Origin of the sequence: Cupriavidus lacunae (assembly GCF_003353055.1) — a bacterium.
Lineage (GTDB): Bacteria > Pseudomonadota > Gammaproteobacteria > Burkholderiales > Burkholderiaceae > Cupriavidus > Cupriavidus lacunae.
Map to the genome: position 1 here is coordinate 58399 of NZ_QKWJ01000021.1, position 17462 is coordinate 75860.

At 67.6% G+C, this 17462-nt stretch carries 14 protein-coding genes and 2 pseudogenes; 12 read left to right on the forward strand and 4 right to left on the reverse strand.

Annotation, left to right across the window (positions count from 1 at the left end; translation table 11 throughout):
• Positions 1–175: 175 nt before the first annotated feature.
• The 4 genes and pseudogenes from DN412_RS18150 (at position 176) to DN412_RS18165 (ending at position 3182) form a co-directional block, all read left to right on the forward strand.
• Positions 176–466: a transposase gene (locus tag DN412_RS18150; RefSeq protein WP_161564013.1), complete on the forward strand. Its 291-nt coding sequence runs from the start codon at positions 176–178 to the stop codon at positions 464–466.
• A 68-nt stretch (positions 467–534) separates the two neighbouring features.
• Positions 535–924, forward strand: coding sequence for a hypothetical protein (locus tag DN412_RS18155; protein ID WP_115212871.1), 390 nt, complete (start codon positions 535–537; stop codon positions 922–924).
• Positions 925–977: 53 nt separating this feature from the next.
• A pseudogene (locus DN412_RS18160) lies at positions 978–2309 on the forward strand (DUF3300 domain-containing protein).
• A 3-nt stretch (positions 2310–2312) separates the two neighbouring features.
• The gene (locus DN412_RS18165) at positions 2313–3182 is read left to right on the forward strand and encodes a DUF2950 domain-containing protein (RefSeq protein ID WP_115212872.1); all 870 of its coding nucleotides are present in this window, start codon (positions 2313–2315) and stop codon (positions 3180–3182) included.
• 19 nt (positions 3183–3201) lie between these two features.
• Here the strand turns inward: DN412_RS18165 and DN412_RS44560 are convergent, their stop codons facing one another.
• Both DN412_RS44560 and DN412_RS44565 read right to left on the reverse strand, forming a co-directional pair.
• A complete protein-coding gene (locus DN412_RS44560) occupies positions 3202–3342 on the reverse strand; it encodes a hypothetical protein (RefSeq protein ID WP_244222689.1) in 141 nt (46 codons plus the stop codon).
• A 5-nt stretch (positions 3343–3347) separates the two neighbouring features.
• Positions 3348–3542 (reverse strand): hypothetical protein, encoded by a 195-nt coding sequence (locus DN412_RS44565; protein WP_244222690.1) that lies wholly within the window; start codon positions 3540–3542, stop codon positions 3348–3350.
• 236 nt (positions 3543–3778) lie between these two features.
• Here DN412_RS44565 and DN412_RS18175 point away from each other — a divergent pair, with 236 nt between their 5' ends.
• Positions 3779–4867: an extracellular catalytic domain type 1 short-chain-length polyhydroxyalkanoate depolymerase gene (locus DN412_RS18175; protein WP_115212873.1), complete on the forward strand. Its 1089-nt coding sequence runs from the start codon at positions 3779–3781 to the stop codon at positions 4865–4867.
• A gap of 77 nt (positions 4868–4944) precedes the next feature.
• Here the strand turns inward: DN412_RS18175 and DN412_RS18180 are convergent, their stop codons facing one another.
• Entirely contained in the window at positions 4945–6255 is a 1311-nt protein-coding gene (locus DN412_RS18180; RefSeq protein WP_115212874.1) for an MFS transporter, read from the reverse strand.
• Between the two features lie 298 nt (positions 6256–6553).
• Between DN412_RS18180 and DN412_RS18185 the strand changes: the two genes are divergently transcribed.
• The 3 genes and pseudogenes from DN412_RS18185 to DN412_RS18195 form a co-directional block, all read left to right on the forward strand.
• Positions 6554–10534, forward strand: a complete 3981-nt coding sequence (locus DN412_RS18185) for a DUF748 domain-containing protein (protein WP_167471102.1) — start codon at positions 6554–6556, stop codon at positions 10532–10534.
• A 106-nt stretch (positions 10535–10640) separates the two neighbouring features.
• Positions 10641–10838, forward strand: coding sequence for a rubredoxin (locus DN412_RS18190; RefSeq protein WP_078200892.1), 198 nt, complete (start codon positions 10641–10643; stop codon positions 10836–10838).
• Positions 10839–10948: 110 nt separating this feature from the next.
• A pseudogene (locus tag DN412_RS18195) lies at positions 10949–11563 on the forward strand (substrate-binding domain-containing protein); the annotation flags it as partial.
• A gap of 320 nt (positions 11564–11883) precedes the next feature.
• On the opposite strand, the gene DN412_RS18200 reads toward DN412_RS18195, so the two are convergent.
• Positions 11884–12063 (reverse strand): hypothetical protein, encoded by a 180-nt coding sequence (locus DN412_RS18200; protein WP_115212876.1) that lies wholly within the window; start codon positions 12061–12063, stop codon positions 11884–11886.
• A 284-nt stretch (positions 12064–12347) separates the two neighbouring features.
• Here DN412_RS18200 and DN412_RS18205 point away from each other — a divergent pair, with 284 nt between their 5' ends.
• The 4 genes from DN412_RS18205 to DN412_RS18220 all read left to right on the forward strand — a co-directional run bounded on the left by DN412_RS18205 (position 12348) and on the right by DN412_RS18220 (position 17449).
• The gene (locus DN412_RS18205) at positions 12348–12851 is read left to right on the forward strand and encodes a hypothetical protein (protein WP_078200886.1); all 504 of its coding nucleotides are present in this window, start codon (positions 12348–12350) and stop codon (positions 12849–12851) included.
• An 836-nt stretch (positions 12852–13687) separates the two neighbouring features.
• On the forward strand, positions 13688–15037 hold the full coding sequence (locus tag DN412_RS18210) for a cytochrome c oxidase subunit II (protein ID WP_115212877.1): 1350 nt from the start codon (positions 13688–13690) through the stop codon (positions 15035–15037).
• Between the two features lie 10 nt (positions 15038–15047).
• On the forward strand, positions 15048–16805 hold the full coding sequence (gene ctaD, locus DN412_RS18215; RefSeq protein WP_078200884.1) for a cytochrome c oxidase subunit I: 1758 nt from the start codon (positions 15048–15050) through the stop codon (positions 16803–16805).
• On the forward strand, positions 16802–17449 hold the full coding sequence (locus DN412_RS18220) for a cytochrome c oxidase subunit 3 (RefSeq protein ID WP_115212878.1): 648 nt from the start codon (positions 16802–16804) through the stop codon (positions 17447–17449). The genes ctaD and DN412_RS18220 overlap by 4 nt, the downstream gene beginning before the upstream one ends.
• Positions 17450–17462 lie beyond the last annotated feature (13 nt).

Here is a 17462-nt window from a genome sequence, read left to right on the forward strand (position 1 = left end):
GCCGCAGCAACGCACGCCGAGATAATTTTCTTAACTCGGGCACCGAAGACACTGAATTGCCTTTTGCGGTAGCCCTGGGCTAACGTACGCCCAGAGTCGGCACGGTTGGCGGCGCGGCTGTGCGCTGCTTGTGGCCCGCCGTTTTGTGGCCTGCCGTTGGCAAGCGGAGAGATTCGTGAACAGACGGTATTCGGAAGAACAGATCCGCGGCTACCTGGCCGAAGCAGCCAGCGGTGTGCCGGTGCGCGAGTTGTGCGCGCGCTATGGCTTCAGCGATGCATCGTTCTACGGATGGCGCGCCCGCTACGGCCAGCCCAGTCACGGCGATGCGCGTGACGGGCGCAAGCTGCGCGAGCTGCAGGAAGAGAACGCCAGGCTGAAGAGTATGCTTGCGGACGCGCTGCTCAAGCTTGAGCTGATGCGCAACCGTACCGGCCGTCGCAATGGCGGTGGCAAGGATCGCTAGCGGCGGACGGTTCCTGCAACCCGCCGCGGCGCCGGATGGATGCCCGCGGACGGCTCTGGAGTATTGGATTGACGAAGTTTCTGATCAAGGCGGGCATGCTGGCATGCGCCGCCATGGTGGCAGCCCCGCTGTGGGCAGCCGGCAATGCCTCGGCAGCCTCGGCAGCGGCAGCGGCAGCGGCCGGCACGCCAATGGTGGCCCCGCCGCCGCCGCGGATGCTGGACGAGGCCACGGCTGTCGTGGAAGGACCTGACGGCACGCTGTCCGCGTCGCAGCGGCAGCACTGCCAGTCGTTGCTGGACCAGATCAACGCACAGCCCGGCGGTTCGCAGTGGTCCACCGGCAAATCGTCGGTCACCACCGCCGACGGGCGCACATACCCGACACTGGAGCGCCAGGCGGATCGCAAGCGCCTGGAAGAAGCGTATCGCCAGCAGTGCGCGCAGGAGCGCCGCTGAGGGTCGCGCCCGGGGCAGCAGTGCCGTGACTTGCGTACTTGTGGAGCGTCGACATGCATCGTTTCAAACATCTCTGCGCATGGTGCCTGGCACTGATGCTGATGGCGCCCCTGGGGCCAGCGCTGGCGCAATCCAAGCTGAGCAATGCGCAGCTTGACCAGCTTGCCGCGCCGGTCGCGCTGTATCCGGATGCGCTGCTGTCGCAGGTGCTGATGGCGGCCACCTATCCGGCCGACGTCGCCGCTGCGGCGCAGTGGTCCAAGGCCAATCCCAGCCTGTCTGGCGATGCCGCGACCAAGGCGGTGGCCAGCCAGTCCTGGGACCCCAGCGTGCAATCGCTGGCGGCATTTCCTTCGGTGCTCGACATGATGGGGCGCCAGCCGCAGTGGGTGCAGTCGATCGGCGATGCCTTCCTGGCCCAGCCCAACGATGTGATGGATTCGGTGCAGCGCTTGCGCGTGCAGGCGCACAACGCGGGCACGCTGTAGACGACCGAGCAGCAGAAGGTTGTCACGCAGAGCTCCGGCGGCACCACCGTCGTGCAGATCGAGCCGGCCAACCCGCAGGTGGTGTACGTGCCGACCTACAACCCGACCACGGTCTACGGTACCTGGGCGTACCCGGCCTATCCGCCGGCCTATTATCCGCCGCCGCCTGGCTCGGCGTTTGCCACGGCGATGGTAGCGGGCATCGGCTTCGGGCTTGGCGTGGCAGCGGTCGATGCGATGTGGGGCGGGTTCAACTGGCATGACCACGACGTCAACATCAATGTGAACCGCTACAACAACATCAACGTCAACCAGCGCCTGGACGTCAACCGCGCCAATGTGAACTGGCAGCACAATCCCGCCCACCGCGGCAACGTGCCCTACAACAACGCGGCGGTGCGCGGGCGCTACGACCAGCAGCGCCAGGCCGGTCTGGCCAGCCGTCCGGCGGGCGCGCAGCCGGGGCAGCGCGTGGGTGGCGCCGGCGGGGTGCAGCGTGAGCCTTCCCAGCGTGACCAGGCGCGCGAACGCGCGGCCCAGTCGTTCGAAGGCCGCACCGGGCAATCCATACCGGGCCATGCGGGCGGCGCGGCGGAGCGCTCGCGGCCGGGTGCGGCCGGTGGTGGCGTGCAGAATCCGCGGCCGGCCGGCGCTGACCGCCAGCGCGCGGACCAGGCAGCGGCACGTGACCGTGCCCACAATGCCAACCGCGACAGTGCGCTGCGCGATGCCGGCAACGGCGAGCGGGTGCACTAGCAGACGCAGCGCGCAGGGTTGTCGCAGCGGGAGGCGCCGCAAGCGCGCCCGGCCGGGCTCAACCAGGGTGGCGGGCTGGGTGGTGGTGGTGGTGGTGGCCGGCTGGGCGGCGGCGAACATTTCGGCCATGGTCGGAGGTAAATCATGATGCGCATGACGGGCAATCCCTTCTCTGCCGCTTTCTCCGCAACCGGGGTGCGCGCGCTGGTGGCCGCCGCGGTCCTGTCGCTGGGGCTGCCGGCGATGGCCCAGCAGGTCTTCCCCAGCCCCGACGCGGCCGCCGAGGCGCTGGGCGATGCCATTGCGCGCAGCGACGGCGACGCGCTGCAGCGGGTGCTGGGCAAGCAATACCAGTCGCTGGTGCCGCAGGGCACCATCGACCGGGATGATGTCTATGCGTTTCTCGGCGCCTGGGCGCGCCACCATGCCGTGCAGCCCGATGGCGAGCGCCGCGCGCTGATTGCGGTCGGGCAGAGCGGATGGACCTTCCCCGTGCCGCTGGCAAAGCAGAAGGACGGCTGGCAGTTCGACCTGCGCGCCGGCAAGCAGGAAGTGCACCGCCGCCGTCTCGGGCGCAATGAGCTGGTGACCATGGAAACGCTGCTGCAACTGGCCGATGCCCAGCAGCGCTACGCGGACCAGGTCGGGCAGGGGCGCTACGCCGCCCGGCTGATCAGCTCGCCGGGCAAGACCAACGGGCTGTACTGGCCCGCCGCCAGCGAGCAGGACGCCAGCCCGGTCGGCCCGGATGCGCTGGCGATGGGCCCCGATACGCCCGCCGCGGATGCCTTCTACGGCTACCACTATCGGATCCTGCCGCCGGGCAAGGGCAGTGACGCCAAATATGGGCTGATTGCCTGGCCCGCCCGCTATGGCGATACTGGCGTGCACACCTTCATGCTTGGCAGCGACCGTGTGTTCTATGAGCGCGACCTCGGGCCCGGCACCGCATCCCGCGCCACTGCCATCCGCAGCTTCTCGCCGGACGGCTGGAAGCGAGTGGCTGATCGCTGACCCGCCGGCTGGCCGCCGTCTAGGCCAGCCGCCGCTCGCCTGGCGCCGCGCCGTACTCGGCTAGATTTGCCACCTCGTCCCGGCGCGGGGCCTGGTCCAGGTCGGCATTGACCGAGGCCAGCCCATCGCGGTCGATGATCCGCAGGTGCCGCTGGCGCACCGAGATCAGCCCGACCGCGGCAAAGCGCGCCGCATGGCCAGCCGCTGCGTCGCCCGCATCGATCCCACCGCCACCAGCAGCACCCGTACTTCCACGCGGTCCGGATGCAACGCCAGCGGCCGCCGCGGGTCCTTGCCGGCGCCGTTGCAGACATGGCGAAAGAGGCAGAGCGAGCAGGCTGGTGCGCCGCTGTCCGGCATGGTTGTGGTTTTTCCCAAAAAGTGATGACAAAGTACAAAACGCCGGCAACGCAAGCTATCTCACCGCGATCTGCGTACTTTCGTATGGCTGCTTTAGTAATTTCGTGTCGGGCGAAAAGACCATGGCGACGCTTACGCCCTGTTACCGGGCAGAGCGGGAGGACGCCTCCCGAGTGTGGTATGCTGCAATGCAACAATAAAGGCACAGGGGGAGATTCCGTCACATAGGAGTCCTCATGACCAAAAGTCTTGCCGCTGACTGGCATGCGCAGATCCGGCGACTGAGCCGTGTGCAGGCCCGCACGGAAGCCCAGGTGAGATCCTGGCTGGACCGCATGGATTCGCTGAATCCGCTCACGCCGGCGCGCCCGGATGGCCCGCCCGGCCGAGCCCGGGCACCTCGGCCGGCCTCCGCGCCGGGCGGCCTGCCCGGAACCTGGCAGGCACACCGGCTGCGGCTGGCGCCGCAGCCCGGTGAGCTGGTACCGCAACTTTCGTATCACCTGTACATCCCGTCCAAGGCCCATCGCGGTCCGTTGCCGGTGGTGGTGATGCTGCATGGCTGCCGCCAGACGCCCGATGAGCTGTCCGCGGGTACGCGCATGAACGCGCTGGCCGAACGCGAGGGATTTATCGTGGCCTACCCGCAACAGCCATTGCGCCGGCAGGTGCAGCGCTGCTGGCAGTGGTTCGACCTGGGCGCTGCCGAAGGCGGGCGCGAGGCGCAGGCGGTGGCCATGCTGATCGATGCGCTGGCGGCGCGCCACGACGTGCGCGAACGCGAGATCTACCTGGCCGGCATGTCCGCCGGTGCGGCCATGGCCGCGGTGGTGGCGCTGCGCTACCCGGGCAAGGTCGCGGCCGTGGCCCTGCATTCGGGGGTGGTCATCGGCGCGGCCGACAATCCACGCGCCGGCTTGCGCGCGATGCAGCAGGGGTCGGCGTCCGAGCCGTCCTGGCTGCTCGATGCCGCCGGCGCGACGCCGGGCGGACCCGAGATGCCGGCGCTGGTGATCCACGGCCTGGCCGACGACGCGGTGCATCCGGTCAATGGCCGCCTGCTGGCGCGGCAGTTCCTGGCCTACAACGGCCTCGAAGACCGGCTCGCCGGTACGCCCACGCCACCCGACCCGGACGGCGAAACGCCGGGCCGGTCCCATGAATACCGCTTCGGCCGCTGGCGCCGCGACCTGGTGACGCTGGTGGAAGTGGAGGGCCTGGACCACGCCTGGAGCGGGGGCGATGCCAGCTACGGCTACCACAGCGAAATCGGCCCCGATGCCAGCAGGATGATGTGGCAATTCTTCCGCCAGCACCGGCGCTGACGCGCGGCGAGCAGGAAACCGCATAAAAAAGAAGGGAGGGCATCAGCCCTCCCTTCTTTGTTGTTGCAGCCGCCGCGTCAGCCGCGCGAGCCGTCCTTCACGAACAGCGCCGTCACCATGCCGAGCACGCACAGCGCCACCACATAGTGGGCCGGCGCCAGCGGATCTTCTTTCAGCATCAGCGTGACGACCATCGGCGTGAGCCCGCCGAAGATCGCATACGACACGTTGTACGAGAACGACAGGCCCGAGAAGCGCACCTGCGCGGGGAAGGCATTGACCAGCACGAACGGCACCGCGCCAATGGTGCCGACCAGGAAGCCGGCCAGCGCATAGAGCGGCAGCAGCAGGTCGGGGCGGGTGAAGATGGTCGTGTAGAAAACGTAGCTGCAGATTGCCAGCAGCAGGCCGCCGACGAACAGCGTGCGGCGTGCGCCGATGCGGTCGGCGAGCGCGCCCGCGACGATGCAGCCGACCGTCAGGCACAGCGTGGCCACGCTGTTGGCAACCAGCGCGGTGCGCGCATCGAAGCCGTACACCTTCTGCAGGAAGGTTGGCGTCATCAGGATCACCACCACGATGCCGGCCGACAGCATCCAGGTCAGCAGCATCGACACCGCGACGCCGCCGCCGTGGTCGCGCATCACCGACTTCAGCGGCATCTCCGCCGCCAGGGCCTTGCGCTTCTGCAGCTCGGCAAAGACCGGCGTTTCATGCAGCCAGCGCCGCAGGTACATCGAGGCGATGCCGAACACGCCGCCGATCAGGAACGGCACGCGCCAGCCGTACTCGGTGAGCTCGGCCGGAGTGAAGATGCTGTTGATGCCGGTGGCGACCAGCGAACCCAGCAGGATGCCGGCGGTCAGGCCCGCGGTCAGCGTGCCGCAGGCATAGCCGACATGGCGCGGCGGCACGTGCTCGGACACGAACACCCAGGCGCCGGGCACTTCGCCGCCCACGGCCGCGCCTTGCAGGATGCGCAGCACCAGCAGCAGCACCGGCGCGGCCAGCCCGATCGACTGGTAGGTCGGCATCAGGCCCATCAGCAGCGTGGGCACCGACATCAGCAGGATCGACAGCGTGAACATCTTCTTGCGGCCGAGCAGGTCGCCGAAGTGCGCCATGATGATGCCGCCCAGCGGTCGGGCCAGGTAGCCGGCCGCGAAAATGCCGAAGGTCTGCAGCTGGCGCAGCCAGTCGGGCACCGACGGCGGGAAGAACAGCTGGCCGATCACCGTCGCGAAAAAGACGAAGATGATGAAGTCGTAGAACTCGAGCGCGCCGCCCAGCGCGGCAAGGGAAAGGGTCTTGTAATCCTGGCCGGTCAGCGCGCGCGCGCCGGCTCGCGGCGTGCCGGCACCCGCGGCGGTACTGCTAGTGGTAGACATGAGGGGACTCGCATGGAAGGGATCGCATGCGAAGCGCGCAGCACGGAATACGTGATGGGTGTGGCCGGAGGGTACAGCGCAGGAGAGGCAGGCACGATGTGGCGGGTAAGCCGCAGGCTTGCGACGAAACGCTTCGCAAAGGACGTAAAGATACCAGATCGCCTCACTGCCCGTTGAGAGGTCAAATCTGATTTCTTTGCTTTGTCCAAAACCGTTGCCATAATGACGAAAAATGTGAAATCCGGGGCACAAAGCAGCGTGCAGCATCGGAGTGCGGGGTCAGATCTTCTGGAACGTCATGGCTTTCAAGCAATCCATCCTGGCAGTGGCTGCCACGCCACGCGGCCGGCTGGCGACGCGTGTCGCGGGCGGCGTGGTCGCGGCGCTCGCGGTGTTCGGGCTGGCGGGGTATTTCGGCGGCCCGCCGCTGCTCAAATACCTGGTCGAAAAGAATGCGACCGAGGCGCTCGGGCGCAAGGTCACGCTGGGCCACGCCCATGTGCGGCCGTTCGAGCTGGCGGCCACGCTCACTGACCTGACCATCTACGAGCGCGACGGCAAGACCCCGGCGCTGACGCTGGGCGAGGTCGAGGCCAATACCTCGGTGGCCTCGATCTGGCACCTGGCGCCGGTGGTGGACAACCTGCATGTCGACCGGCTCGCCGTGCACGTGGTGCGCGGCGCCGACGCCCGCATGAGCTTTGCCGATGTCCAGGACAAGTTCGCGGCCCTGCCGCCCAAGCCCGCCGATGCCAAGCCGGCGCGCTTTTCGGTCAATAACATCGCGGTCACCGGCAGCAGCTTCAGCTATGACGACAAGCTGCTCAATTCCAGCCTGCGCGTCGACAACCTGACGCTGACCCTGCCGTTCCTGTCCAACCTGCCGCATGACGTCGAGATCGTGACGCGGCCCACGCTGAGCGCGCAGGTCAACGGCACGCCGCTGGCGCTGGACGGCGAGGTGCTGCCCTTTGCCGATTCACGCCAGACGCGCCTGAACGTCAACCTGGACGGACTCGAGGTGGCGCGCCTGATGGCGTTCGCGCCGCCGCTGCGCGATGCCGAGGTCAAGTCCGGCAAGCTCGATACGCGCCTGACGCTGGCGTTCCGCCAGCAGAAAGACACGCAGGAGATGGTGGTGATGGGCACCGCCGCGCTGCGCGATGCCGACATGCGCACGCGCGCCGGGCAGCCGCTGGTCAAGAGCGGCCGGCTGGCGGTGGATATCGGCAAGCTCGAGCCGCTGGCCCACCGCGCGCAACTGCGCAGGGTGGAGATCGAAGGGCTGGCGGTGGAGGCCGCGCGCCGCGCGGACGGCTCGCTGAACCTGGCCACGGCGTTCCTGCCGCAGGCGGCGAGCAAATCCACCGATGGCGTGGCCCCGGCCCCGGCGCCCGCGGCGGTGCCGGCCTCTGCCCCGGCGGCAGCCTCGGGCGTGCAAGCCGCACCCGCCAAGACTGCGCCCAAGGACGAGCCGTGGCGCTACGCGGTCGAACGCATTGTCGTCAAGCAGGCCAGGCTGGGGTTTGAAGATGCGCTGGCGCCGTCGGGCCCGGGCAAGCTCGCACTCGGGCCGCTCGATGCCGAGGTCAAGGGCTTTACCGGCACCGAAGGCGACAAGCCGGCACACATCGAGGCCACGCTGACCGTGGCCGATGGCCAGACCCTGCACCACACCGGCGACCTGCTGCTGCGCGAGGGCTCGATGGCCGGCACGCTGGAAACCACCGGGCTGCGGCCGCAGGGGTTTGCCGCCTGGTGGCCGCCCGCGCTGCGCAGCCAGTTCGGCACGACCGCGGTCAATGCCGAGCTGCATTACCGCATGGCATGGGGCACGCCGCAGTTCCAGTTTGTGCTGGAAAAATCGCGCCTGGAACTGGCGCCGCTCTACGTTGCCGCGCGCGATCCCGTGGTGATGCCGACCGCCGCCGCCGCGAGCGGCAGCGACGCCGATGCGCAGCCCGCGGACAACGGCCGTGGCGCGCAGCGCGGCGGCCGCCGTGCGCGTGAGCGCGCCGCCGACCGCGATGGCGCCAACCTGCCCCTGCTGCAGGCCCAGAAGCTGGTGCTCGACGATATCCAGTTCGACCTCGCCAAACAGACCTTTGCCACCAGCCAGGTCACGCTGGCGCAGCCGCAGATCGCGGCCACGCGCGACCATCGCGGCGAGCTGATCGAGATGGCGCGGCTATGGGCGACCGAATCCGCGCAGCAGGCGCGCGGCACGCCGCGGCGCGCGGAGCCGGCACCGGCGAAGGCGGCGGCCAGCGCCAATGGCGCGCCCGCGGCGGGCGGCGGCTGGAAGGCCAACATCGGCAAGGTCGTCGTGGAAGGCGGCAGCGCCCGGCTGGCGGACTACCAGCCGGCCGAGGCCAACCGCGGCCGCCCGGTGATCCACCAGTTCCGCAATATCGCCCTGACCACCGGCGCCGTCGCCTGGCCGCTGACGCCGGCGCCGGTGTCGCTCAAGTTGCATGCCGAATCCGGCCGCAGTGGCGTGATCGGCGTCGATGGCACGGTGTTGCCGGCGGTCCCCGCCAGCCGGCTGCAGCTGGACCTGCGCCAGGTTGAGGTCAGCCCGCTGCAGCCGTACATGGCTGACCGCTTCAATGCCGCCCTGCGCACCGGCACGCTCACCGTCAAGGGCAAGCTCAATGTCGACGCGCCAACCGGCAAGCCGATCGCCGCGCAATTCAACGGCAACGTGCTGGCCGACAATGTGCGCACGGTGGACCGCATCACCGGCGATGATTTCCTGCGCTGGCGCTCGCTGGCGGTGTCGGGCATCGACTTTGCGATGGACGAGAGCAAGGGGCCGATGCGCGTGAGCCTGGGCAATGTCGCGCTGTCGGACTTCTATGCTCGCGTCATCCTGAACGCCAACGGCCGCCTGAACCTGCAGGACGTGATGGCCGGCGGCGCCGCGAAGGGCGAGGCCGCGCCGTCCACCAGCCTGACGCAGGCCCAGCCGGCCTCGGCGCCGGCCACGCCGCCAGTGCAGGCCGGCGATACGCGCACGGCCCAGGTCGAGCAGAAGCCGGGCGGGCCCAAGCCGCAGATGCGCATCGGCGGCATCTCGGTCGACAAGGGCAACATCAATTTCTCTGATTTCTTCGTCAAGCCGAACTACACCGCCAACCTGACCGGCATGAAGGGCTCGGTGTCCAAGGTGTCGTCGGGCGATCCCACGCCGGCCGACCTGGTCCTGGACGGCCGCATCGACGACGACGCGCCGGTCAATATCAGCGGCAAGCTCAATCCGCTGGGCGAGCAGCTGTTCCTGGACATTGCCGCCAAGGCCTCGGGCGTGGAGCTGACGCGGCTCACGCCCTACGCCGCCAAGTACGCCGGCTACCCGATCACCAAGGGCAAGCTGACCGTGGACGTGGCCTACAAGATCGAGAACGGCAAGCTCGATGCGCGCAATCACCTGTTCCTGGACCAGCTGACCTTCGGCGATCGTGTCGACAGCCCGGATGCGACCAAGCTGCCGGTGCTGCTGGCGGTGTCGCTGCTCAAGGACCGCAACGGCGTGATCGACGTGAACCTGCCGGTGTCGGGCTCGCTGTCGGACCCCGAGTTCAGCATCGGCGGCGTGATCGTGCGCGTGATCGTCAACCTGCTGGCCAAGGCGATCACTTCACCGTTCTCGCTGATTGCCTCGGCCTTTGGCGGCGGCGGCGAGGAACTGGGCTATGTCGAGTTCGCGCCCGGCACCGCGACGCTGACGCCGGTGGCAAAGGACAAGATCGCCAAGCTGGGCCAGGCGCTCAATGACCGCCCGTCGCTGCGGCTGGAAATCAGCGGCCGCATCGATCCGGCCACCGACGAGGCCGGCGCGCGCCGCGCGTGGCTGGATGCGCGTGTGGCCGAGCAGAAGCGGCGCGAGCAGCGCGCCAGCGCGCAGGCGGGCGGCGAGGCCGGCGAGGACGAAGCCGGCGAGCAGGGCGCCGAGGTCAAGGTCTCGAAGGCGGAGTACCCGAAGTACCTGGAGCAGGTCTACAAGCGCACCTCGATGAAGAAGCCGCGCAACTTCGTCGGCTTCGCCAAGTCCCTGCCGCCGGAGGAAATGGAAAAGCTGCTGATGGCCAACGCCACCGTCACCGATGCCGACCTGAAACGCCTGGCCGAGCAACGCGCGCTGGTGGTCAAGCAGTCGCTCGAGCGCGAGGGCAAGGTGCCGGAAAGCCGGCTGTTCCTGACTGCGCCCAAGCTCAGTGCCGAGGGCATCAAGGACAAGGGCGCGCCCAACCGCGTGGACTTTTCCATCCGCGGCTAGGCCGGAGTGCGGTGCCGCCTGGCGCGGCACCGCCACAGGCCCTGCCCGGAAAACCGGTATGATTCGGCCCGGACAATCCGTTCCATAGCCGAATCAGGAGTGAGTTTTGCAGCAGGACCAAATCGAAGCCGCCGTGGCCTTCAAGACCTGGGTATGCGTGATCTGCGGCTGGGTCTACGACGAAGAACAGGGCTGGCCGGAAGACGGCATCGCCCCCGGCACGCGCTGGGAAGACATCCCCGATGACTGGCGTTGCCCCGAATGCGACGTCGGCAAGGCCGAATTCGCAATGATCGAGCTGTAACGCCGCAGGCACTTCCCGGTCTGTCTGATCCTGGCGGGCTCAGCCCTGGGCCTGCGCCAGCATTGCCGCGAGCAGCACATTGGCGCCCGCCTCGAGTTGCTCGGGCCTGGATCCATTCCGGCGTCTACGACGAATGCCTGGCCGCCTTCCATCGCCAGCATCCGCGCGTGACGCTGCAGGTGGACGTGATGCGCAGCACGGAGATCGCAGACGCCCTCGCGCAGAAGGCGGGCGGTGTGGGCCTGAGCCTGTACCGGCAGTCTGGCGACAAGCTCGCGCACATGCTCTTCCTGCGCCAGCGCTACGCCATCTTTTGCGGGCGCCATCACCGCTTGTTCGGCCGCACCGGCCTTGCCATTGCCGACCTGCTGGCCGAGAACTTCGTGTCATTCAGCAGCGACCAGCTTGGCGATGTGCTGGCGCCATTGGCCGTATTCCGCGACCAGCACGGTTTTTCGGGCCGCATCGTTGCGACCTCGCCCAGCTTCGATGAAATCCGGCGGCTGGTGTTCGCAGCCTATGGCATTGGCTGTCTGCCGGAACATATCGTGGCCGACGACGTCGCGCAGCAGCGGCTGTGGCGCCTGCCGCCCGAAGAGGGCGTGGCCGATATCGACATGTACCTGCTGTGGAATCCGGAGCGGCGCCAGACGCCGGCCGAGGCGGCATTCCTCGAACACTTCCGGCACTACGTGGCGCGATATTCGCTGATGGAGCGGCTGGGGGAGTCCGTGAACGCGCCGCTGGCGGCGTTGCGCGCGCCGACGGCGTGTTGGCCCGTTGCGCGGCTAGCGCAACGAGGCATTGGGGCCATGGGGCAAGCGGGCCTGATGGTTTCTAGCCGTGCCTTCGCTCCGCATGCCGGCACAACCCCGCACGCTGGCGTTGTGCAGCGCAGCGCCGATAGCGCATCCGATACGGATGGCTGCACCGCCAGATCGCCCGCAGCACGGTAATGAACAGTAGCGCCGCCATCACGGCGGCGAGCAGGCCGATCGACATAGCGGCCCTCCTCCCTGACACCGCCTGTCCGACTCCTGCGGAGTCAGATCAGCAGCGGTAACGCTTCAAGCACCAACACCGCGACCAGCGCGCCGATCAGGGCACCCATGGTCCGGCAACTGATGCGCAGGAACTTGGCGGTCACCGGGATCGAGCCCATGGCGATCACGCCTACCAGCGCCATCGGAATCAGGAACACTAGATCATGCGCGGTGATGTGCATGGCGGTCTCCTGTCTCTCTTTTGTGATTCCAGTATAGGCAGTGTGTGCCGGATGCACGTCCGCTCGCATCGGGATTGTCCCCAATCGGTGCCGGGCAGATGGCGCACAGGTACCGATGCCCGCACATATGGTGAGCCGGGCGTTGCGCCGCGTACGCATGCCACACCTTTTTCACCCTTTTGGCCCCGAAGCGGGAAACCCGTGTCCTATGCTGAGCAGAGACGCGGGGCCTGTTCCCACTCAAGTCCGATGCCCCGCCGACCGAATGAGAGACGGAGGTGGCTATGGAACTTCACATGCAATCGCACCACTACGTGCGACGACTGCCGGACTGGACCGCGGCAGCGGTTTCGGGGCTGGCGGCGGGCGCGTTGCTGCTGGTGCTGGAACTGTTCTGGTCGTCGATGGTGTCGGGCGTCAACCCCTGGGTGGCCACGCGCATGATCGCGGCGATCGTGATGGGGCCGGATGTATTGCAGACCTCGCTGTTCAGCGTCGGCACCGTGGCCGCGGCACTGGTGATCCACTTCGTGCTGGGCGCCGTGCTGGGGATGATCCTGGCGGCCATCATTGCACCGTTCACGCTGGATTCGAGCCTCGGCATGGCCATGGTGGCGGGAGCGGTGTTCGGGTTGGTGGTGTACTTCTTCAATTTCCATGCGATGACGCGGGCCTTCCCCTGGTTTGTCGAGGTGCGGGGTTGGCATACGTTCATCGGGCACCTGATCTTTGGTGTGGCTGCGGCGGGGTGCTATTGGAAGTTGGAGAGTAAGGATGTGAGGCATTGAGGGGGCTGATTTGCCGGCCTGGTTCCGCCCTGCTGGGCGGGTCACTTTTTGTCCGAGCGACAAAAAGTAACCAAAAAACGCGTCGCCTCTGGCGGCTGGCCACCAATTTGGTGGTGTTGGTGGTTCGGGCGACGGTGCTTGCCGTTTGGCGTGGTTGGCCGTTCGACCCTGCTACGCACCCTGTCCGGTGCCTACGTCGACGGATTATTGGACGAACCCGACTTTAGGCTATTGGCAGCCTGCTAACGAGGTCATCGGTAGGACGCCTACGGCTGCGCTGCGCGCACGCAGTATCGTAGGTCGAAGGCACTGGCCGGAGTGCGTCGCTGCGCTCGCACGGCGTTCTCGTGATGCCGGGCCAAAAAGCGCAAATCAGGACGTGGTCCGCATCTCTGCCACGTTAGGGCCGGCGCGCAGCGCAGCCGAAGGCGTCCCACCGACGCGGTGCTTAGCAGGCTGCCAATAACCTAAAGTCGGGTTCGTCCAATAGTCCGTTGATGTGGGCACAGACAGGGTGCGTAGCAGGGTCGAACGGCCAACCACGCCAAATGGCAAGCACCGCCGCCCGAACCACCAACACCACCAAATTGGTGGCCAGCCGCCTGAGGCGACGCGCTTTTTGGTTACTTTTTGTCGCTCGGACAAAAAGTGACCCGCCCAGCAGGGCGGAACCAGGCGCTTAAACCTACGACAACATCGACCCCGACCTACATACCCAACCCAATGAGCAGAAAGCCCCCCCAAGTAGCCTTGCAGTGACCTGACGACATGCACTAGTCTTATCTCTACCTGCGTGACTTGCGCATCCCTCGCCACGCGCGAGGAGGAGGGTGGATATGGCGTTGGCCATCGCACTCGTAGTCATGGTCGTCGCTTCGGTGCTCTTCCATTTCCTGAGCCCGTGGTGGGCGACCCCGCTGGCGTCCAACTGGAAGCAGATGGACGACACGTTGACGATTACCCTCGTCATCACCGGCATTTTCTTCATCGGCATCAACCTGTTTGTCGGCTACATCGTCTGGCGCTACCGCCATGAGGCGCCGCATCCCAATGGCGGCACCGGGCACCGCGCTTCCTACCACCCGGAGAACAGCAAGCTCGAACTGTGGCTGATCGGCGGCACCACGCTGGGCGTGGTGGCACTGCTGGCGCCGGGCCTGTTCGTCTACGCCGACTACGTGCGCCCGCCGCGCGATGCCATGGTGATGGAAGTGGTGGGGCAGCAATGGTCATGGGCCTTCCGTTTCCCCGGCAAGAGCGGCCAGTTGGGGGCTTCCGATCCGCGCTTCGTCACCGGGGCGAATCCGCTCGGGCTGGACCCCGACGATCCGCGCGGCCTGGACAATATCGTCATCGTCGGGCCTGAGGTGCACCTGCCGCTGAACAAGCCAGTCAAGGTGCTGCTGCGCTCCAAGGATGTGCTGCATGACTTCTACGTGCCGCCGTTCCGCGCGCGCATGAACATGGTGCCGGGCATGGTGACATCGTTCTGGTTCACGCCGACGCAGGCGGGGCGCTTCGAGATCCTGTGCGCGCAGCTGTGCGGCGTGGGGCACTACAACATGCGCGGCACGGTGGTGGTGGAAGCGCCGGCCGCCTATGAAGCCTGGCTGGCTAGGCAGCAGACCTTTGCCGTGACGCTGGCGAAGGCCGCGGCCCCGCCGGCGGCCATGGCGGCTGCCGCGCCCGGCGCCGCGGGCGACGCCGGCACCATCGAGAAGGGCCGCGCGCTGGCGCAGAGCAAGGGCTGCGTCGGCTGCCACAGCATCGACGGCAATCCGGGCGTCGGGCCGACCTGGAAGGGCCTGTACGGCAAGACCGAGACCTTTGCCGACGGCAGCAGCGCCAGGGTGGACGATGCCTTCCTGCACGAGGAGATCACCGATCCGCAGGCGCGGCTGGTGAAGGGCTTCGGACCGCTGATGCCGACGCTGCCGGTGAGCGAGGACGAGGTGTCGGCGCTGATTGCCTATATCAAGTCAGCCGGCAGCGAAGCCGCTGCGGCAGGCACGGTCGCGCCGGCGGACATTCCCGCAGGCCCCGCTGCCGCCACCAGTGCCGCCGCCACGGCAGCCGCCGGCCCGGCCGCGCCGGCAGCCACGCCCGGGGCCGCGTCCGGCACCTATACGACTTCGACGGCCGTGGCCGTGCCGCCCTCGGCGGCGCCCGCGCCCGCCAGGAAGTGAGGAGACCCGCATGGCTTACGCCGACGATGCCGCCCATCACGCGCCGCAGAGCTTCTGGACCCGCTATGTCTGGAGCCAGGACCACAAGGTGATCGCCGTGCAGTACACCATCGTGGCGATCGTGGTGGGCCTGGTGGGCGTGGCGCTGTCCAACCTGATGCGCATGCAGCTCGGCTTTCCGGGGCGCTTCGAGTTCATCGACGCCAACCGCTACTACCAGTTCGTCACCATGCACGGCATGATCATGGTGATCTACCTGCTGACCGCGCTGTTCCTGGGCGGCTTCGGCAACTACCTGATCCCGCTGATGGTGGGCGCGCGCGACATGGTGTTCCCCTTCCTCAACATGCTCAGCTTCTGGGTCTACCTGCTGTCGGTGATCGTGCTGCTGACCAGCTTCTTCGTGCCCGGCGGGCCTACCGGGGCGGGCTGGACGCTGTACCCGCCGCAGGCCATCCTGCCCGGCACCCCAGGCTATGAGTGGGGCATCATCCTGATGCTGGTGTCGCTGGCGATCTTTATCGTCGCGGCCACCATGGGCGGCCTGAACTACGTCACCACGGTGCTGCAGGCGCGCACCGAGGGCATGACGCTGCTGCGCATGCCGCTGTCGGTGTGGGGCATCTTCATGGCCACCATCCTGGCGCTGCTGGCGTTCCCGGCGCTGTTCGTGTCGGCCGTGATGATGCTGCTGGACCGCACGCTGGGCACCAGCTTCTTCATGCCGGCGATCGTATCGATGGGCCAGCAGCTCCAGTACAAGGGCGGCAGCCCGCTGCTGTTCCAGCACCTGTTCTGGTTCTTCGGCCATCCCGAGGTGTATATCGTCGCGCTGCCGGCCTTCGGCATCGTCTCGGACCTGGTCAGCGTGCATTCGCGCAAGAGCATCTTCGGCTACCGCACCATGGTGTGGGCGATCCTGGCGATCGGGGTGCTGTCGGTGGTGGTGTGGGCGCACCATATGTTCGTCAGCGGCATGAACCCGTATTTCGGCTTCTTCTTTGCCACCACCACGCTGATCATCGCCATCCCCACCGCGATCAAGGTCTACAACTGGGTCATCACGCTGTGGCGCGGCGATATCCATTTCACCGTGCCGATGCTGTTTGCGATCGCCTTTATCAGCACCTTCGTCATCGGCGGGCTGACCGGGCTGTTCCTGGGCAATGTCAGCGTGGATATCCCGCTGTCCAATACCTACTTCGTGGTGGCGCACTTCCACATGGTGATGGGCGTATCGCCGATCCTGGTGGTGTTCGGCGGCATCTACCACTGGTACCCGAAGGTAACCGGCAGGATGCTGAACGACACCATGGGCCGCATCCACTTCTGGGTCACCTTCGTCGGCACCTACGCCATCTTCTTCCCGATGCACTACCTGGGCGTGCTGGGCATGCCGCGCCGCTACTACGCCTACCAGAACTACGCCTTTATCCCGGAATCGGCGCATGTGATGAACATGTATATCTCGGTGGCCGCGTTCATCGTCGCCACGGCGCAGCTGCTCTTTGTCTTCAACCTGGTGTGGAGCCTGTGGCGCGGCCGCAAGGCCGACGCCAACCCGTGGCGGGCCGCGTCGCTGGAATGGCAGACGCCGCAGACGCCGCCGGCGCACGGCAACTGGGGACCGCACCTGCCGGTGGTGTATCGCTGGGCCTATGCCTACAGCGTGCCGGGCGCGCCCGAGGATTTCATCGCGCAGAACGCGCCGCCCGAGGCGGGCGGGGCCGAGCCCGAGCCGCATGCCAGCCGCGGAGCCGTCGCATGAATGCCGAAGCCCTGTACAAGGTCAGCCGCGACGATTTCGGCGGCAACCCGTCCGGCGAGAACGCCGCCAACCACCGTCCCCGCGGGCGTGCCCCGGCGAGCATCGGCCTGTGGGTGTTCATGGGCGTGGTCACCTCGCTGTTTGCGCTGTTCCTGACGGCCTATGCGCTGCGCATGGACAGCCCGGACTGGCACCGCATCGGGCTGCCGTGGCAGGTGTGGCTGTCGACCGCGCTGCTGGCGGCCGGCAGCGTGGCCATGGCGGTGGCGTCGCACGCCGCGGGCCGGGGCGAGATGGCCGTGGCCCGGCAGGCGCTGCGCCTGGGCGGCCTGGGCGCGGCCGGCTTCGTGGCCTCGCAGTTGTGGGCCTGGCAGGCGCTGGGCGCGATGCAGGTGATGCCTGCCGGCAATCCGGCCGGCAGCTTCTTCTACCTGCTGACGGCGATGCACGGCCTGCACGTGCTGGGTGGCCTGGCCGGCTGGGGCGTTGCCATGTCGTCGCGCGGCAGCGGCGAGGCCGCGGTGCTGCGCATGCGGCTGTGCGCGCGCTACTGGCATTTCCTGCTGGCGGTGTGGCTGGTGCTGCTGGCCGCGCTGGGGTGGCTCACGCCCGAACTGGTGCGCTACATCTGCGGCACGGCCTAGCGGCGGCGGCAAG